13 protein-coding genes are annotated in these 17,779 nt (G+C 63.8%); 8 read left to right on the top strand and 5 right to left on the bottom strand.

What is annotated here, in order from left to right:
- Window positions 1–12 precede the first annotated feature (12 nt).
- From JaAD80_RS13115 to JaAD80_RS13080, 8 genes are all read left to right on the top strand, one after another.
- Complete coding sequence (locus JaAD80_RS13115) at window positions 13–1,065, top strand: bifunctional UDP-4-keto-pentose/UDP-xylose synthase (protein ID WP_102294589.1); 1,053 nt, start codon at window positions 13–15, stop codon at window positions 1,063–1,065.
- Window positions 1,065–2,024: a polysaccharide deacetylase family protein gene (locus JaAD80_RS13110; protein WP_102294587.1), complete on the top strand. Its 960-nt coding sequence runs from the start codon at window positions 1,065–1,067 to the stop codon at window positions 2,022–2,024. Before JaAD80_RS13115 ends, JaAD80_RS13110 begins: the two co-directional genes overlap by 1 nt.
- Before the next feature lie 74 nt (window positions 2,025–2,098).
- Window positions 2,099–2,569, top strand: coding sequence for a peroxiredoxin (locus tag JaAD80_RS13105; RefSeq protein ID WP_102294585.1), 471 nt, complete (start codon window positions 2,099–2,101; stop codon window positions 2,567–2,569).
- 289 nt (window positions 2,570–2,858) lie between these two features.
- The gene (locus JaAD80_RS13100; RefSeq protein WP_102294614.1) at window positions 2,859–4,670 is read left to right on the top strand and encodes a PhoH family protein; all 1,812 of its coding nucleotides are present in this window, start codon (window positions 2,859–2,861) and stop codon (window positions 4,668–4,670) included.
- Window positions 4,671–4,810: 140 nt separating this feature from the next.
- Entirely contained in the window at window positions 4,811–5,485 is a 675-nt protein-coding gene (locus JaAD80_RS13095; RefSeq protein ID WP_102294583.1) for a site-2 protease family protein, read from the top strand.
- Window positions 5,486–5,497: 12 nt separating this feature from the next.
- Window positions 5,498–5,947, top strand: coding sequence for a membrane protein insertion efficiency factor YidD (gene yidD / locus JaAD80_RS13090; protein WP_308410599.1), 450 nt, complete (start codon window positions 5,498–5,500; stop codon window positions 5,945–5,947).
- 265 nt (window positions 5,948–6,212) lie between these two features.
- Window positions 6,213–7,154, top strand: a complete 942-nt coding sequence (locus JaAD80_RS13085) for a bestrophin family protein (protein ID WP_102294579.1) — start codon at window positions 6,213–6,215, stop codon at window positions 7,152–7,154.
- Between the two features lie 65 nt (window positions 7,155–7,219).
- Window positions 7,220–7,420, top strand: a complete 201-nt coding sequence (locus tag JaAD80_RS13080; RefSeq protein WP_102294578.1) for a heavy-metal-associated domain-containing protein — start codon at window positions 7,220–7,222, stop codon at window positions 7,418–7,420.
- 62 nt (window positions 7,421–7,482) lie between these two features.
- Here the strand turns inward: JaAD80_RS13080 and JaAD80_RS13075 are convergent, their stop codons facing one another.
- The 5 genes from JaAD80_RS13075 to JaAD80_RS30320 form a co-directional block, all read right to left on the bottom strand.
- Window positions 7,483–8,211, bottom strand: coding sequence for a glutathione S-transferase (locus tag JaAD80_RS13075; RefSeq protein WP_180979409.1), 729 nt, complete (start codon window positions 8,209–8,211; stop codon window positions 7,483–7,485).
- Between the two features lie 21 nt (window positions 8,212–8,232).
- Complete coding sequence (cueR, locus tag JaAD80_RS13070; RefSeq protein WP_102294576.1) at window positions 8,233–8,652, bottom strand: Cu(I)-responsive transcriptional regulator; 420 nt, start codon at window positions 8,650–8,652, stop codon at window positions 8,233–8,235.
- Window position 8,653: 1 nt separating this feature from the next.
- Window positions 8,654–11,074, bottom strand: a complete 2,421-nt coding sequence (locus JaAD80_RS13065) for a heavy metal translocating P-type ATPase (RefSeq protein ID WP_102294574.1) — start codon at window positions 11,072–11,074, stop codon at window positions 8,654–8,656.
- Between the two features lie 104 nt (window positions 11,075–11,178).
- The gene (locus JaAD80_RS13060) at window positions 11,179–11,904 is read right to left on the bottom strand and encodes a FecR family protein (RefSeq protein ID WP_308410598.1); all 726 of its coding nucleotides are present in this window, start codon (window positions 11,902–11,904) and stop codon (window positions 11,179–11,181) included.
- Between the two features lies 1 nt (window position 11,905).
- Complete coding sequence (locus tag JaAD80_RS30320) at window positions 11,906–17,770, bottom strand: YDG domain-containing protein (RefSeq protein WP_146012379.1); 5,865 nt, start codon at window positions 17,768–17,770, stop codon at window positions 11,906–11,908.
- Window positions 17,771–17,779 lie beyond the last annotated feature (9 nt).

Here is a 17,779-nt window from a genome sequence, read left to right as displayed (position 1 = left end):
AGAGAATCTCACATGAAAAAAGTCCTCATCTTAGGCGTCAACGGCTTCATCGGCCACCACCTGTCCAAGCGCATCCTGGAAACCACCGACTGGCATGTCTACGGCATGGACATGAACACGGACCGCATCAGCGAATTGCTGGAAGACGACAACTACAAGTCGCGCATGCATTTCTTCGAAGGCGACATCACGATCAACAAGGAATGGGTCGAGTACCACGTCAAGAAATGCGACGTGATCCTGCCCCTGGTGGCCATCGCCACGCCATCGACCTACGTCAAGCAGCCGCTGCGCGTATTCGAACTGGACTTCGAAGCCAACCTGCCGATCGTGCGCTCGGCCGCCAAGTACGGCAAACACCTGGTCTTCCCGTCGACCTCGGAAGTGTATGGCATGTGCCATGACGAGGAATTCGATCCGGAAAACTCGGAACTGATCTGCGGCCCGATCAACAAGCCGCGCTGGATCTATTCGAACGCCAAGCAGCTGATGGACCGCGTGATCTGGGGCTACGGCATGGAAGGCCTGAACTTCACCCTGTTCCGTCCATTCAACTGGATCGGCGCCGGTCTGGACTCGATCCATACGCCAAAAGAAGGTTCCTCGCGCGTGGTCACGCAATTCTTCGGCCACATCGTGCGCGGCGAAAACATCTCGCTGGTCGACGGCGGCGCGCAGAAACGCGCGTTCACCTACATCGATGACGGCATCGATGCGCTGATGCGCATCATCGCCAACAAGAACGGCATCGCCAGCGGCAAGATCTACAACATTGGCAATCCGGTCAACAATTACTCGATCCGCGACCTGGCCGGCATGATGCTGACCCTGGCCGCCGAGTACCCGGAATACGCCGAAGGCGCGAAACACGTGAAAATCGTCGAAACGACGTCGGGCGCGTACTACGGCGCCGGCTACCAGGACGTGCAGAACCGCGTGCCGAAGATCACGAATACCTGCGACGAGCTGGGCTGGGCGCCATCCACCTCCATGGCCGATTCCCTGCGCAATATTTTCGACGCCTACCGCAGCCAGGTAGCCCAAGCCAAAGCCCTGATGGATTAATGTTGAGCAAGCCGTTCCTGACCCTGAAGATCGACGTCGATACCTATCGCGGCACCCGTGTAGGCATGGGCAACCTGGTGCGCATGTTGCTGGCGCACCAGGCCAACGCCACTTTCCTGTTCTCGCTGGGCCCCGACCATACGGGCTGGGCCTTGCGGCGCGCCTTGCGGCCCGGGTTTTTCAGCAAGGTATCGCGCACCTCGGTGGTCGAGCACTACGGCTTGAAAACATTGATGTACGGCACCTTGCTGCCGGGCCCCGATATCGGCAAGCAATGCGCGGCGCAACTGCGCGCCGTGCGCGATGCCGGTTTCGAGTGCGGCATCCACACCTGGGATCACACCCTGTGGCAAGACAACGTGGCCAAGCGCAACGCCGCCTGGACCATCAACATGATGCGCAAGGCCGCCAACCGCTACGAGCAGGTGTTCGGCAGCGAGCCGCACACGCACGGCGCTGCCGGCTGGCAAATGAATGTCAGCGCCTTTTTCGAGCACGATACTGCCGGCTACCGCTACGCTTCCGATGGCCGCGCCATGCTCGACGCGCGCGGCGCCATGGCGCAGCCGGCGCAAGGCCCGCACCGCGTGCGCAATGGCAACACCATCCTGCAATGCGTGCAACTGCCCACCACCCTGCCCACCCTGGATGAATTGCTGGGCTGCGAAATCGACGGCAAACTGATCACGGTGAGCAATGTTGCCGCGCACATATTGTCGCTGACGGCGGATAATGTCCGCGATCACGTGTATACCTTGCATGCGGAACTTGAAGGACAGAAACTTGCCCCCATTTTCGAGCAACTGCTGGCTGGCTGGAAAGCCCAGGGCTATCAGTTCGCCTCGATGGGCGATTATTATGAAAAGATAAAAAATACGGACTTGCCCGTTTGCCCCATCACCTGGGATGAATTGCCAGGCCGTTCGGGACGCCTGATTGTGCAGGGCAAAGCGGCCTGAATGCTGTATTGTTGCACCTGGATGCGTTGCCAGGTTAAAAACAGCGCTGATGATCACCGTTCAGGAGAGAACCTGTGGCTGATAGCCAATCCCTCGTTAGCATACCCGACTTTACCGCCGCCATGACCAGCGGCAAGACCTTTCAGTTGCTGGGCCGTCCGGCCAAGGCCACGGTGCTGTTTTTCTATCCGAAGGACAATACCCCGGGCTGCACCACTGAAAATATCGCCTTCCGCGATGCCTATCCGCAGTTCGTTACCGCCGGCGTGGAAATCTACGGCATCAGCCGCGATTCCCTGCGCTCGCACGAAAGCTTCAAGGCCAAGCTGGACCTGCCGTTCGAGCTCATTTCCGACCCGGACGAAGCCGTTTGCCAGCTGTTTAACGTCATGAAGATGAAACAGATGTATGGCAAGACGGTCCGTGGCGTCGAGCGCAGCACGTTTGTGATTGACGCCCAGGGCCGATTGGTGAAAGAATGGAGAGGCGTGAAGGTCGCAACTCACGTGGAAGAAGTGCTGGAATTCGTAGCGCATCTGAAATGATCAGCTGTCCTGATCACATGCGCGTTGCCGGCTTCCAGCGAGCTTAGTTCAACCGCAGTTCAGTTCACGGTACCTATCGCCATTTTGAGTCAACGAAGCGCCTCCACCCACTGCGCCAGGCGGGCCACCAGCCCGCCGATGGCGTCCATGACCGGCCTTGCTGCCGGCCTTCCGGCAGTTATTCGTCCTGTAGCATTGTTGTTCCCCCGCATCCACCCCATGAGAAGTGCCGCCAGAAGCTGGCTGCCCATGGGCGATTCATTCCAGAAATTTTTTGATTGAGATCCTGATGCCACTGCCAAAATTACCGAGCAAGCCAGCCACCATCCTGGCCACCCAAGATTACCCAACCGCAGGCGCAGCGCGCCCGGCCACCAAAACCCCGGCAGCCAAGAAAGTGGCTGCACCGATTATTGAAGCGGCGATCGCCGAAGTTGCCAAGCCGGTCCGCAATGCGGCCACGAAGATCAAGCAAGTAGCGGCCCTGATGGTCGCCAAGCCGGCACCTGCACCAACGCCTGCACCAGCGCCAGCGCCGGCCGCTGCCGCGCCTGTTGCCAAAGCCAAGCCGGCAGCCAAGGGCAAGGTCGCGCCGATCAAGTCCGTCAAGCAAGCCGAGCAGCCACATCCGGCCAAGCACAAGGCGGTCGAAGTACAGCTCAAGTCGTCCGTCAGCCGCGCCGCCGACCAGCGCGGCCTGTCGAAACTGTTCGTGCTCGACACCAACGTGCTGATGCACGATCCATCGTCGCTGTTCCGCTTCGAGGAACACGATGTGTACCTGCCGATGATGACCCTGGAAGAGCTGGACAACCACAAGAAGGGCATGACGGAAGTGGCGCGCAACGCCCGCCAGGTGTCGCGCACCCTGGATGCCCTGATCAGCAACACGGACGACGATGCCATCGAGCACGGCATCCTGCTGTCCAAGCTGGGCAACAAGGATGCCAAGGGCCGCCTGTTCTTCCAGACGCGTTTGCAAAGCGCCGACCTGCCTGCAGGTTTACCAGTAGGCAAGGCCGACAACCAGATCCTGGCCGTCGTGCGCTCGCTGGAAGCGGAACAGGAAGGCCGCCCGGTGGTGCTGGTGTCGAAGGACATCAACATGCGCATCAAGGCGCGCGCCCTGGGCTTGCCGGCCGAAGACTACTTCAATGACCATGTGCTGGAAGACACGGACTTGCTGTATTCGGGCATCGTGCAGCTGCCGGACGACTTCTGGAACAAGCATGGCAAGGATATGGAGTCCTGGCAGGAAAGCAAGAACGGCTACAGCTCCACCTTCTACCGTGTGACGGGCCCGTTCATTCCATCCTTGCTGGTGAACCAGTTCATCTACCTGGAACCGAAAAACGGCGAAGCGCCGTTCTATGGCCAGGTGAAACAGATCAATGGCAAAACGGCCGTGCTGCAAACCCTGCGCGACTTCAGCCACACGAAGAACAATGTGTGGGGCGTGACGGCACGCAACCGCGAGCAGAACTTCGCCCTGAACCTGTTGATGAATCCGGAATGCGACTTCGTCACCCTGCTGGGCCAGGCCGGTACCGGCAAGACCCTGCTGGCCCTGGCCGCCGGCCTGGCGCAAGTACTGGAAACCAAGCTCTACAATGAAATCATCGTCACCCGCGTGACGGTGCCGGTAGGCGAAGACATCGGTTTCCTGCCGGGTACGGAAGAAGAAAAGATGTCGCCATGGATGGGCGCCTTCGACGACAACCTGGAAGTGCTGAACAAGTCCGACTCGGATGGCGGCGAATGGGGCCGGGCGGCAACGCAAGACCTGATCCGCTCGCGCATCAAGATCAAGTCGCTCAACTTCATGCGCGGCCGCACGTTCGTGAACAAGTTCCTGATCATCGATGAAGCGCAGAACTTGACGCCGAAACAGGTCAAGACCCTGGTCACGCGCGCCGGTCCTGGCACGAAGATTCTGTGCCTGGGCAACATCGCCCAGATCGACACGCCGTACCTGACGGAAGGCTCCAGCGGCCTGACCTATGTGGTCGACCGCTTCAAGGGCTGGTCGCATAGCGGCCACGTCACCTTGGCCCGCGGCGAGCGTTCGCGCCTGGCCGACCACGCCAGCGAAGTGCTGTAAGTCGCATCCGCGCGGCTGAACCGCCGCGTGCAGTATCGAAAGCCCCGCCTGCAGCGATGCCGGCGGGGCTTTTTTCATGTGCGCGCGTTTTCCTCGCGGCATGTTCTAATACCGCTCTTTTTTCCAGGACACCTAGCCCGATGCATCCCGCCTTCCAGTTGCTGCTCTGCCTGATCCTCTTCATGCTCATCCACATTTCCGTCATGGCCATCTGCGCCCGCGCATTCGGCATCACCGTGCGCAGCATCAGCTACGGCGTGGGCCCGACCCTGCTGGCCGTGGGGAAAGTCCACTTCAAGCTGCTGCCGCTGGCCGGCAATATGCTGCTGAAGGATACGCGCGAGGAAACCTTGTACGTTGACGACCCCTGCCTTGACGCCTACAACTTCCAGCCCCTGTGGAAACAGGTACTGCTGCCGCTGAGCGGCGTGTCCGTGCTGCTGGCCTTGTCGCTGGGGATCCTGGGGGCGCAAGGCTGGCAAGCTTTCGCCGCTGCCTTCGGACAGATCATCCACGGCGCGCTGGCGCCATTGTCGACGGCGCAGGCATTGCTGGATGCCGGCGAATCGTTTGCGCGCACGCACGGTTTTGCGCTGGTGTTCGCCGTGCTGTCATTGAAACTGTGCGCGTTCAACCTGCTGCCGTTTGCCGGCTTGAACGGCGGACAGGCGCTGCTGGCCATCGCGCGCGGCGGCAAGCCGTATGTGGCGTGGGAAGAAAACGCGACGCGGTGGCTATTGCTGCCGGGGCTGGCGGTTTTGCTGGCGTGGCTGCTGGCGTTCGGCTGGCATGCCTGGAAAAGCATGGCAGCCTAGGCCGCTGGCGCTATTATTTTTTGGACACTTGCCGTATGCTCGCAGCATCGTCTTGACGCTCTCGGCAAAGGAGCTGGCATTTTCTCGTTCGACACCTGCGGCAAACGCCTGGCCCTGTGGGCCATTCGCGCCTACCAGCGCTACCTGTCGCCCTACAAGGGGTTTTCCTGCGCCTACCGCGTGCTGACGGGGCGCGACAGTTGCTCCGCCTATGGCTACAAGGTCATCGCGCGCCACGGCTTGCGCGCAGGCTTGCCCTTGTTGCAGCGCCGCTTGCGCGCCTGCGGCGAGCGGCATCGCCAGTATCGCGCACTGCAGCCGCAGGAACGGCGTAGCAGCAGACATCTGGCCCAGGCGGGATTTTGCGATTGCGACATCCCGACGCCGGACTGCCATCATTGCTCCTGTACCCCTTGCGACTTGCTCGATTGCGACTGGCCCAGACGAAAAAAGAAACAGTGACTTCAATAGTTATATAAATTTTCATTACAAATGAAATATTCATTCATGAAATGAATAGCACCCATTATCACTGTGAATTGGCTGGAAACGAGTCTGCGGCCTATACTCAAGCCGTCTCCTCTACTCTGCCTCCCATGTACACCCTGCTCAGCCCGCATACCTCGCGGGCTTTTTGTTCCCGGCCATTGCCATTCTGTCTTATCCCTTTTAACGGCCACCGAGCCCGCGTTTCCCCGCCAGCCCAAGCCCCGACAGGGAGAACAGCATGATCGTGCGCGAGCGTCCTTCGGCGCTACGGCTGTTCCTGGTGGTACGCGGCTCCGTCCTGCCGCGCATCCGCACCACCCTCATCGTCAATACCCTGATCGCCACCATCGTCACCTGGTGCCATGGCACCCTGTTCGACCACAAGGTCATCCTTACCACCATTCCATTTACCCTGATCGGCTTGCCGCTGGCCATCTTCCTGGGCTTCCGCAACACGGCCGCCTACGACCGCTACTGGGAAGCGCGCAAGCTGTGGGGTGAGTTGGTCTTGCGCAGCCGCAACTTCTCGCGCCAGTGCCAGACCATGATACGCAGCGACACCCCGGCCCACGCGAAGCTGGGCCTCGACGATGTGCGCGTGCGCATGATCTACCGCGCCATCGCCTTTTGCCACGCGCTGCGCCACCAGTTGCGCGACACGCGCGGCCCGGCCGACTTGCAGCCGCTGCTGCGCCCGGCCGAGTGGCAGGCGGCTTGCCAGGCGTCGAACCCGTCCGACTACCTGATGATGCAGATGGGCCACGACCTGGCCGACTGCGTCAAACAGGGGCGCATCGACAGCATCCTCGCCACGCAGATCGATAACACGGTCTCGGCCATGGTGGGTGCGGGCGCTTCATGCGAACGCATCCGCAGCACGCCGATCCCGTTCTCGTATTCGCTGCTGCTGCACCGCACGGCGTATCTGTACTGCTTCCTGCTGCCTTTCGGTCTCGTCGATTCGCTGGGCTTCATGACGCCGTTCGTCGTCGCCATCGTCGCCTACACCTTCTTTGGCCTCGATGCGCTGGGCGACGAGATCGAGGAGCCGTTCGGCGAAGACGCCAACGATTTGCCGCTGTCGGCCATGTGCCGCGCCATCGACATCAGCCTGCGCGAATCCCTGCAGGACGAGAACGTGCCGCCGCCCATGCAAGCCGTCGATTTTCTGCTGCACTAAGCTTGACCTTACCATTGGGGTAAGGCTTACAGTGGACACACTTAACCATTCAAGGAGTGCTTGCCATGTACCAGTTACAAGTTGAAAACATGAGCTGCGGCCATTGCGTCGGCTCGGTCACGAAAGCGGTGCAAGCCATCGACCCCGCCGCCCAGGTGCAGATCGACCTGGCCAGCAAGCGCGTCACGGTGGAATCGACCAGCGAACTGGGCGCCATCAGCGCCGCCATCGTGGACGCTGGCTTTCCCGTTAGCAGCGCACAGTAACCGCCACAGCAGCGTCACGACAGCCGGCCATTGCGCCGGCTTTTTTTATTTACGCGTCCTGTTTACCCGTCCAGTTCGGGGTAATGCCGGAAGATGCCATCTTCATTGAAGGGTATCCTGCGCTTCGACTTCAGGTAACGGGCGATGTTCGGCCGCGCCGCCACGGCATCGTGCAAGGCGAACAGGGCGGGATACTCGGGCGCCAGGCGCGCCATGGCTTGCGGAAACGCGTAGCGCAGGCCCGCCAGCATCTGGAACAGCGACAGGTCGCCATACGTGATTCTGGCACCCACCAGGTAGTGGCCGCGGCTGCTGTTGCTCAGCAACACTTGCGTGAAATAATCGAGGAACTTCGGCAGGCGGGTGGCGCGAAAATCCGCGCTGCGCAGCATGGCCGCCTGCTTTTGTTCCCCGTAATATTGATTCATCGATAGCGGATGGTGCGTGTCGTGCACTTCCGTCAGCCAGTCGGCCATGGTCAGCTGCAGCTGGTTCAGCCACAAACGGCCACTTTCCGCGCGCGGCGCCAGCCCCAGGCGCCGGCCCAGGTAAAACAGGATGTTCGGCGTCTGGCCGATCAGCAGTTCGCCATCGCGCAGCACGGGCGGCGCATAGGCCGGCTGGGGCGTGCTGCCGCCATCGAGGCAGGCCAGCATGGCGGAAACGCCTTGCCCCTTGCGCTCAGGCAAGCGGGCGATATCACGGTAATCCGCGCCCGCCTCTTCCAGGGCCAGCCGGATGAATTCGCCACGCCCCTGTATCGTAGGCCAGTAGTACAGTTCATACGCCATATGCACCTCCATTGACTTACATCAAGGGCAACATGCTTTCGCTTCCTTGTCACCAGCCAGGCCCAGGCTTTGCAGGATGGGGCAATCGGGCTTGTCATCGCCGTGGCACGACTGCGCCAGGTGGGCCAGGGTATCGCGCATCTCCGTCAGTTCGGCGATGCGCTGGTTCAAGTCCGCCACATGCGCCAGGGCGATGCCTTTCACGTCCGCGCTGGCGCGCTGGTCGTTTTGCCACAGCGACAGCAGCTCGCGGATCTGCTCCAGCGAAAAGCCCAGTCCCCGCCCGCGTTTGATGAAACGCAAGGCGTGCAAGTCGTTCGGCGTGTAGATGCGATAACCCGCGTCGCTGCGCGCGCTGGGCTTTAACAGTGCGATGCTTTCGTAGTAGCGTATCATTTTTGCCGAGACGCCCGTCTCGCTTGCCGCTTGGCCGATATTCATCCTATACCTCCTTGGTATGCGCACTGCGGGCTTTCCAGCGGCGCAGCAACAGGGCATTGCTGATCACGCTGACGGAACTGAAGGCCATCGCCGCGCCCGCCACCATGGGGTTGAGCAAGCCGAAGGCGGCCAGCGGAATGCCGATCATATTGTAGATAAATGCCCAGAACAGATTCTGCCGTATCTTGCTGTAGGTGCGGCGCGAGATATCGATGGCGTCCGCCACCAGAGCCGGATCACCGCGCATCAGGGTAATGCCGGCCGCATGCATGGCCACGTCCGTGCCCGTCGACATGGCGATGCCGACGTCGGCCGCCGCCAGCGCGGGCGCATCGTTGATGCCGTCGCCCACCATGGCCACCTTGGCTCCCTCGTTTTTCAGCGCCACAATTTTAGCGGTTTTATCGGCTGGCAGCATTTTCGCCGCCACCATGTCGATGCCCAGCAGCTTGCCGACGGCGTCGGCGCTGCCCTGGTTGTCGCCGGTCAGCATCACCGTCTGGATGCCCAGGGTATGCAGATGGGCAATGGCCGCCTGCGCGTTCGGCTTGACCTGGTCGCTGAAAGCAAACAGACCCAGCAGTTGCGTACCCGCGGACAGCCACGAAATCGTGTTGCCCGTGTTTTCCAGCGACAAGGCCTGCGCTGCCAAAGGCGTCATGTCCACATTCAATTCCTGCATCAGGCGCGTGCTGCCCAGTTTCAACTCCAGGCCGTCGACCTGCGCCGCGAGTCCCCGTCCCGGCAAGGCCGACAGGGCCGTGGCTGGCAAGGGTTCGATGTGGCGCGCACTGGCCGCCTCCAGCACGGCCGTGGCCAGGCTGTGCTCGCTGCCGCGCTGGATGCTGGCCGCCAGCTGCAGCAGCCGGCTTTCGTCGATGCCGTGCGCATGCAGGGCTGCCAGGGCCGGCTTGCCGATGGTCAGGGTGCCCGTCTTGTCGAACACGACGGTGGTGACGGCGTGCGCCACTTCCAGCGCTTCCGCGTCCTTGATCAGGATGCCGTAGCGGGCGGCCACGCCCGTGCCGGCCATGATGGCCGTCGGCGTAGCCAGGCCCAGCGCGCAGGGGCAGGCAATGACCAGCACGGCCACGGCATTGATGATGGCATTCTCCAGCTCGCCGGTAGCGAACCACCAGCCCAGCATGGTCAGCAGCGCCAGCACCAGCACCACCGGCACGAAGATGGCGCTGACCTTGTCGACCAGGTGCTGGATCGGCGCCTTGGCCGCCTGCGCGTCTTCCACCAGGCGGATGATGCGCGACAGGGTCGTCTCGCCGCCCACGGCCTGCGTGCGCACCAGCAGCAAGCCATCGGCATTGATGGAGCCGCCCGTCACCGTGTCGCCCGGATGCTTATCGACCGGCAAGCTTTCGCCCGTGATCAGGGATTCATTGATCTGGCTGGCGCCCTCCACCACCACGCCATCGACGGCCACCCGCTCGCCAGGGCGGATCACCACCAGGTCGCCCACTTTTACCTGTTCCACGGGCAAGTCGAGTTCCACGCCATCGCGGCGCACGCGGGCCGAATCCGGACGCAGCACTTGCAGGGCGCGGATGGCCGACGCCGTCTGGCGCTTGGCGCGGCTTTCCAGCCATTTGCCCAGCAGCACCAGGGTGATGACGACGGCCGACGCCTCGAAATACAGGTGCGGCAGCATCTCGCCTGCCGTCAGCCACTGGTAGATGGACAAGCCATACGCGGCGCTCGTGCCCAGCGCCACCAGCAGATCCATATTGCCGCTGCCGGCGCGCGCCGCCTTCCAGCCCGCCTTGTAGAAGCGCGCGCCAAAGTAAAATTGCACGGGGGTGGCCAGCGTGAACTGCAGCCAGCCAGGCAGCATCAGATGGATGCCGGCCCATTCCAGCAACATCGGCAGCATCAGGGGGAAGGCGAGGACGGCGGCCAGCGCCACCTTCAGCCCGTCACGGTTCGGCGCGGCAAGCGGTGCGCTGGCCTGGCTGGCGGCCGGCACCCTGGCGGCGTAGCCAGCCTTGTCGATGGCGGCGATCAGACTGCCCGCATCGGCATCGCCCGTCACCTTGATGCGCGCGCTTTCTGTCGCCAGGTTGACGCTGGCAGCCACCACGCCCGGTACTTTCAGCAGGGCTTTTTCCACCCGGCCCACGCAAGAGGCGCACGTCATGCCGGAAATATTCAGGTCGATTTCCCGCTGCACCACCGTGTAGCCGGCTTTTTCAACGGCCGCCTGCAGGGTGGCCAGGGAGAGCGGCGTGCTGGACGTGACACGGGCCGTTTCCGTGGCCAGGTTGACGCTGGCCCCGGTCACGCCAGGCACGGCGGCCAGGGCTTTTTCCACACGGCCCACGCAGGAGGCGCAGGTCATGCCTTCGATGGCCAGGGCCTGCGCGTGGGTGGCGGAGGAAGAAGTGTCGGGAGCGAGTGCGGTCTGGTGCATGGCAGATCCTGTACGAATGAATGACTGATACGGTCAGGATCTGCTATCCAACGATGGGAAGGTCAAGCCCTATTTCAACGGAAACAGGGGCTTGGCCGAGAAACCTAGCGCACCACGCAATCGATGGCGGCGGGCTTGCTGCCGCCAGCAGTGGCGCCGCCGCTGGCCGACGACGGGATGAAGGCCGCTGGCGGCGTGAACTGCAGGCCGGGATTGACGGGCAGCAGCACGGGCGGCTGCTGGAAGTTGGGCGTAAAGCCGAACTGGCCGGCGGCAAAGTTGAGCGTGCCGGCAGGATTGGTCACATGGATCATGCCGTCGAGCACCTGTACATACAGGCCGGGCGGCAACGCCGAAGGCGCCGGCGCCTTCGGCAGCGCGGGCCCGCCCGGTGCCGCTGGCGCCACGTAACTGGCAATGAAGGTGGTGCCGCGGATGCCGATGGTAGCGGCCGGCGTCTTCATCTCGAAGCGCTCCTTGTTGCGCTTGCCCAGCAGTCCCGTGACGGAACGCAAGCCGCCCTTGAGCAGGCTGAAAACGGCATGGTCGCCGTCGGGCTGCTCGGCCGTGTAGCTGAATTGCTCGATCACGAAGCTGGAATTGGGCTTCAGGGTGATTTCGCTATTGTCGATCAGCTTGATCAAGGCATAGCTGTCCTTTTCCGTCAGCAAGGTATCGCCCTGCTCCACTTCAGACCTGATCGCCAGCAGCTTCACCTTGCCATCGGCCTTCTTGGCCATCAGCGGGCCGCTCAGTTGCATGACCGTGCCTGCCACCAGGCCGGCCCAGGCCGGCGCACCGGCGCACAGCAGGGCCAGGCACAGCAACACCTTAGTTGCAATACATTTTTTTGCTCGGATCATCGAATTTGCTTCCTGTCGGTTTATTTGCGGCGCCACTGGCGTCCTTGTCATCCTTCTTGCCGGTGTTCGTCTCGGCCAGCGCCACCGGCGACATGATGTCGTTGGCCCGGTCCGCCTGCTTGATGATGGCCAGCGCATTGTCGATGGCCGCGCTGGTGGCGGGATCGATGACGGGCTTGTCGACCGTGGCAGGCAGGAAGACGGCGTCCGGCACGCTCACCGTGCCGTTCGGCGCCAGCAAGCTCACGTTGGCGCGCTGGCGCGCGATGCGCACGCCCGTGCCGCCCGTGATGCTGCCCGTTTTCGCCAGCAAGCTCATGCTGGCCGCGGCCGGCACCGTGAAGCTGGCGCTGCCGCCCAGGCGCACATGGTCCTGCGCGCTGGCGGCAAAGTTGCCGCCGCTGGCCACACTGGCGTTGCCATCGATGCCGATGTCGCGCCCGGCCGCCAGGCTGATGTCGCGCGCGGCGGCCAGCTGGGCGCCGTCGCCCAGCAGCACGTCCGTGCTGGCATTGAGGGCGATATCGTTGCCTTCGATCTTGCCGTTCACGCTGATGGGGCTGCGCGCCGTCAACGACACATTGCCGCCATTGGCGTTGATATTGCCAGCCGCGATGCCGCCCGTGTTATTGATGGCAATATCGCCCGCGCCGGTGGCCAGGGAACCCAGCGCCAGGGTGCCGGGCGCCGAGGTATTGTTCAGCACGATGCCGCCGCCCGCGCTGTTGCTGGCGCTGAAACTGCCCAGCTGGTTGCCCGCATGGCCCAGCACGATGCCATTTTTCGCCTGCGCAGCCAGGCTGCCGGCCAGCAGCGCACCGTCCTGGCCGATGGCGCCGTTCAGTGCGGTCAATGTCACCGCGTTCGCCGCCAGGCTGGCGAAGCGCAGATCGCCCGCCGCCTGCGTGATGGCCAGCTGGCCCGCCAGGCGGATGGCGCCGGCCGCCTGGCTGAAGCTATTGGCGACGAGCAAGTTACCATTGCCGCTCAACACGCCGCCGCCTTGCGCATAGCGGTCGGCCGACAGGCTGCCATTCAGCAGGAAATTGCCGCCGCTGATTTCCAGGCTGGCCAGCAGGGAGCGGTCCTGCACGCCGTCCCCCACGGTCAGGCTGCCGCCCGTCAGCCGCAGGCCCGAGGCGGAGTTCAGGTTTTTCAGGATGGTACTGCCGGCCGCCGCGCTGTACGTGACGATGCCGTTGCTGCGCGAGAAATCCACGGCCAGCACATTGGCCCCTTCCGGCACCACGCCGCCATCCCAGTTGGCCGCGTCGCTCCACAAGCCGTTGCCGCTGCCCACCCAGGTGGACAATTGTTTTTGCGCAATCGTCGCCTGCGTCGTGCCGCCCGCCGAGGTCAGCACATAGTTGCCCGCATCGGCGCCGCCCAGGCCCATATTCGTCACGAACACCGTCTTGCCCGCGCCCGCATTCTTGTCGCCAAAGCTGGCCAGGGCCGAGACGTCCAGCCGGTCGCCTGCCACACGGTCGTCGCCGAAATTCAGTGCGGCGCCCGTCGTGCCGTCATAGGTTTTATTGATGCCGTTGAACTGCACATTGAGGGCGCGCGGCGTGATGTCGGCCGTGGTGCTGCCGCTGCCGCTGGCCAGCACATAGTTGCCCGCGTCGGCGCCGCCCAGGCCCATATTTGTCACGAACACCGTCTTGCCCGCGCCCGCATTCTTGTCGCCAAAGCTGGCCAGGGCCGAGACATCCAGCCGGTCGCCTGCGACGCGGTCATCGCCGAAATTCAGCGCGGCGCCCGTCGTGCCGTCATAGGTTTTATTGATGCCGTTGAACTGCACATTGAGCGCGCGCGGCGTGATGTCGGCCGTGGTGCTGCCGCTGCCGCTGGCCAGCACGTAGTTGCCCGCATCGGCGCCCTGCAGGTTGCTGCTGTCATAGCTGTAATTGACGTTCTTGCCCTTGCCCGCGTTCTTGTCGCCGAAGCTGGCCAGGGCGCCGGACAAGGCCACCTGGTCGTTGCCGACCAGGCCTTCAAACAGGACGCTGAGGCTGGCGCTGGTATTGCCGTCATACACCTTGCTGGCGGCGCTGAAGCCACCCGCGTTCAGCACGGCGCGGCTGATGTCGGCAACGCCGCTGGCGTCGGCAGCAATGCTGTAGTTGCCCAGGTCGTTGCCGGACAAGCTGATGCCGCTGGCATTGACCACCTTGCCGCTGCCCGCGTTCTTGTCGGCAAACACGGCCGTACCCTGCGCGCTGACGCTGTCGCCATTGACGACATTGCCCAAGGTGAAGATGGCGCCGCCAAAGCCCAGATGGCCATCGTAGACCTTGCTGCCGCCGATGCTCACCGTCAGCGTGCGCGGCGTGATGGCCAGGGTGGTGCTGCCGCCCAGGCTGATGTCGTACTTGGTCGACCACAAGCCCGTCAGCCCATAGCTGCCGACGTTGCGTGCATTGCCATAGCCAAGGCTGCCATTCGCGCCCGTATCGCCGTCAAGCAAGCCCGAATAGCTCAAGCTGCCAAGGAAGCTGGCCAGCTGGCCATCGTAGACCTTGCTCGCATCGGCCGTCACGGTCACTTGCAGCGGCTTCAAGAAGGCTTTCAGCATCGGCGTCGTGTAGCCGTCATAAATGCGCCAGACGCTGTTGAAATTGTAGTCGTTGAAACTGCCCTGCTGGCGCATCTCCGCCGTCGTGAGGCCTCTGGCGCCACCCCGGTCCAGCATGGTGCCGGCCGTTTCATAGTTCCAGAAACCGTACGCCACGCCAGCACCCGCGTCGGCCCGGCCCACCAGGCCGCCCACCGTGCCGCCGGCAAAGCCGTTGCCGGCCACGGCGCCGCTGCTGTAGACGTGGCTGGCGGTGCTGCCGGCCTCGCTCCAGCCAATCAGGCCGCCCAGGTTTTCATGCGCCACTTGCGGGTCGCTGCTGCCGGAGGCCGCCACGGCACCGGTGGCGTAGGCATTCTCGATGCTGCCGGCGTTGCGCCCCACCAGGCCGCCGATATTCGCCGCGCCGCTGACGGCACCCGCAGCGTAGGACTGCGTCACGGCGCCAGCGTTATGGCCCACGAGGCCGCCAATATTGGCGCGCGCCCCCGTCACGCTGCCCGTCGCGTACGAGGCCGTGATGCTGGCGCCAGCCTGGTTCATGCCCGCCAGGCCGCCGATGTTGCCGGCGTTATCCGCATTCACGCCTGCCACATCGCCGCTGGCGCTGGCATTGCGCACGCTGCCGCCATTGCTGCCCACCAGGCCGCCGGCCGTGTTGGCGCCGACCACGGCCGTGCCGCTGTGGACGTTTTCCAGCGTGCCGCCCAGGCTGATGCCGGCCACGGCCCCCACATTATTGCTTCCCGTCACCCGGCCATTTTGCAGGCCGAGGTTCTGTACAGTCCCGCCCTGCAGCTTGCCAAACAGGCCGACGCCCGAAGTCACGCTGGCGTTGCTGGCATTGATATACAAGCCGTTGATGCTGAAACCGGCACCATCGAACAGGCCCGCGTAGCCGGCACCGTCGCTGCTGGCGATGGGCACGAAACCGGCGCCCTGGTTCCAGTTCAGCGTGCCGCTGGCGTCGATGTTGCCCCCCAGGCGGTAGCTGTTGCCCAGGCCGAGGCTGCCGATGCCCTGCAAGCCGTAGATATCGGCGATCAGGTAGGGCGTGGCGGCACCGCCATCGCCGCCAGTCACGCGCAGGAAGCTGGCGCCTGGCGCGATGCTGAAGCCGCGCGCGGAAAAAGCCGCCAGGGCTGGCGCGTTCTGCGTCCAGGCACCGCCATCGAGCGCGAACTGGCCGCCCACGCTGACGGCGGCCGTGGCCGTGATGGCGGAAGCGGAATTGAAGCGCAGGTCGCCCGCCGTCGTCAAGGCATCCGATATCAGGATGCCGCCCGTGTTCGTGCCGTCGCCGATGGTCAGCGATGCGGCCGAAATGCCGGCCAGTTCGGCCGTGCTCAAGCCCAGGGCCGTGCCCGATTTGCTGCCCAGGTCGATGGCGCGCGCGCTGCTCAAGGGCTTGATGGTGACATTTGCACCGCCCGCCGTGCCGCCGGCCTGGATGCCGCCGGCCAGGGTGATGCTGTCGGCCTGCAAGGTGATGCTCTGGCCGCCGACGCCGCTGGCGACCAGCTGGCTGCCGCTGCCTGTCAGGTGAATGTCGCCCGCCGCCAGGTTGGCGCGCAGGGACAGGTTGCCATTGCCCGAGTTGAGCACGCCGGCGCCCGTGATGCTGGCGCCCGACAGGCTGATGTTGCCGCCGTGCGTGCTGACCGGCGCGGCCAGGTTGATGTTCGAGCCCAGGCCCAGCGCCGCGCCACTGCTGGCGTCGTTCGCCGACAGGTTCACGTTGCCGCCATTCGTGCTGATGGCCGCATACACATTGATCGTCTCGCCTGCCGTCGCGCTCAGGCCGACGCCGGCGTTCACCATGTTCACGGCACTGCTGAAATTGATGCGGTGCAGGGCTTGCAAGGTCACATTGCTGCTGGCGTTGGAAATCACGTCGGCGCCGATGCTGGTGCTGGTGGCGGGCGGGCCTTCGGCAAACTGGTCCACATCGCCCAGGCTGCCGCCAGCGCCTTGCACAACGTCAATATCGTAGGGATCGAGCAGCCAGTTGCCGCGCTTGCCGCGTCCCGCGCGCGCGGACGTATCGACGCGGATGGCATCGACGGCCAGGTAGCGGCCCGAGGTCTCGACGAAACCGCCGTCGCCACCCTGCGCGCCGCCGCGCGCGGAAATGCTGCCGTGTACCTGTGCCGATTCCGTGCCCCAGGCAATGACCTTGCCGCCGTTGCCGCTGCCGATGGCGTCCGCGGCAATGCTGGCATCCTTGTTGACCACCAACTGGCGCGCATTCTGCACGGCCGCATTCTTGCCCTGGTAGTCGCCGCCCAGCAAGACCGTACCGCCGCCCGTGCCGCCGCTGGCATCGACCCTGGCATTGCCGAACAGTCCCACCTGCTCGCCCAGCACCTGGATTTCGCCGCCCTTGCCCGCACCCGTCGCCGACGTCATGCTGCCGGCCGACAGCACCGTCTGGCCGCTGGCCTTGAGCACGATCTTGCCGTTCTCGCCGACAACGGCGCTGTTCGCATTGAGCACGCCGCGCTGGCTGACCAGCGCGCCGGCCATGCCGATGCTGCCGCCCTGGGCAATGATCTGCCCCAGGTTCAGCGCCTGGTCCGCTGGCGCCGACACCAGCACGCGCAGCTGCGGGTTGCCGGGGTCGGCCAGCTGCACGCTGCGCCCTGCCGCCAGGATCACTTCGCCATTCGGCGCCGTGATGATGCCCGTGTTTTCCACATTGGGCGCGATCAGCAGCACTTGCCCGCCCTTGCCACCATTGATGACACCCGCATTGCTGACGCCGCCAGCGGTAGCCCCTGCCGTGAAGGCACGCTTGCCGGACAGGAAATCCTCGTTCGACAAGCCCAGGCTGGACGCCACCAGGCCATTCACGTCCACCTTCGCGCCCTGGCCGAAGACGATGCCGTTCGGGTTGATCAGGAACACCTTGCCATTCGATTCCAGGCTGCCGAGGATCTTGCTGGGGTCCTGTCCCGTAATGCGGTTGAGCACGGCGCTATTGCCGTTTTGCTGGATGAAGCGCGTGATTTCCCCCGCATGGATGGAAAAACTCTGCCAGTTGATGATGGTGTTGGGCGTGTTCGTGATCGAGAAGATGTTGCCTTGCTGATTGAACGTCGCCTGGCCATTGACCACCTGCGGCAAAGCCGGGTTGGCCTGCGCCGCGCCGAAGCAGCTGGCCAGCAGCAGGGCCAGCGCCGTGCGGCGCATGGGCGGACCGCACGGTGGCAGCATCTGGGCGGAAACGGAAGCGTAGTGGACGCGGTTATGCATGGTGTTCAT

The sequence above is a fragment of the Janthinobacterium sp. AD80 genome, from assembly GCF_002878455.1.
In the GTDB taxonomy this organism is placed as follows: Bacteria; Pseudomonadota; Gammaproteobacteria; order Burkholderiales; family Burkholderiaceae_D; genus Janthinobacterium.
This window is presented reverse-complemented; position numbering and strand designations above follow the sequence as displayed.

Coding starts and splice junctions, on each gene's coding strand:
- JaAD80_RS13115 (WP_102294589.1), top strand. CDS start 13: ATGAAAAAAGTCCTCATCTTAGGCGTCAACGGCTTCATCGGCCACCAC.
- JaAD80_RS13110 (WP_102294587.1), top strand. CDS start 1,065: ATGTTGAGCAAGCCGTTCCTGACCCTGAAGATCGACGTCGATACCTAT.
- JaAD80_RS13100 (WP_102294614.1), top strand. CDS start 2,859: ATGCCACTGCCAAAATTACCGAGCAAGCCAGCCACCATCCTGGCCACC.
- JaAD80_RS13095 (WP_102294583.1), top strand. CDS start 4,811: ATGCATCCCGCCTTCCAGTTGCTGCTCTGCCTGATCCTCTTCATGCTC.
- JaAD80_RS13085 (WP_102294579.1), top strand. CDS start 6,213: ATGATCGTGCGCGAGCGTCCTTCGGCGCTACGGCTGTTCCTGGTGGTA.
- JaAD80_RS13080 (WP_102294578.1), top strand. CDS start 7,220: ATGTACCAGTTACAAGTTGAAAACATGAGCTGCGGCCATTGCGTCGGC.
- JaAD80_RS13075 (WP_180979409.1), bottom strand. CDS start 8,211: ATGGCGTATGAACTGTACTACTGGCCTACGATACAGGGGCGTGGCGAA.
- cueR (WP_102294576.1), bottom strand. CDS start 8,652: ATGAATATCGGCCAAGCGGCAAGCGAGACGGGCGTCTCGGCAAAAATG.
- JaAD80_RS13065 (WP_102294574.1), bottom strand. CDS start 11,074: ATGCACCAGACCGCACTCGCTCCCGACACTTCTTCCTCCGCCACCCAC.
- JaAD80_RS30320 (WP_146012379.1), bottom strand. CDS start 17,770: ATGCATAACCGCGTCCACTACGCTTCCGTTTCCGCCCAGATGCTGCCA.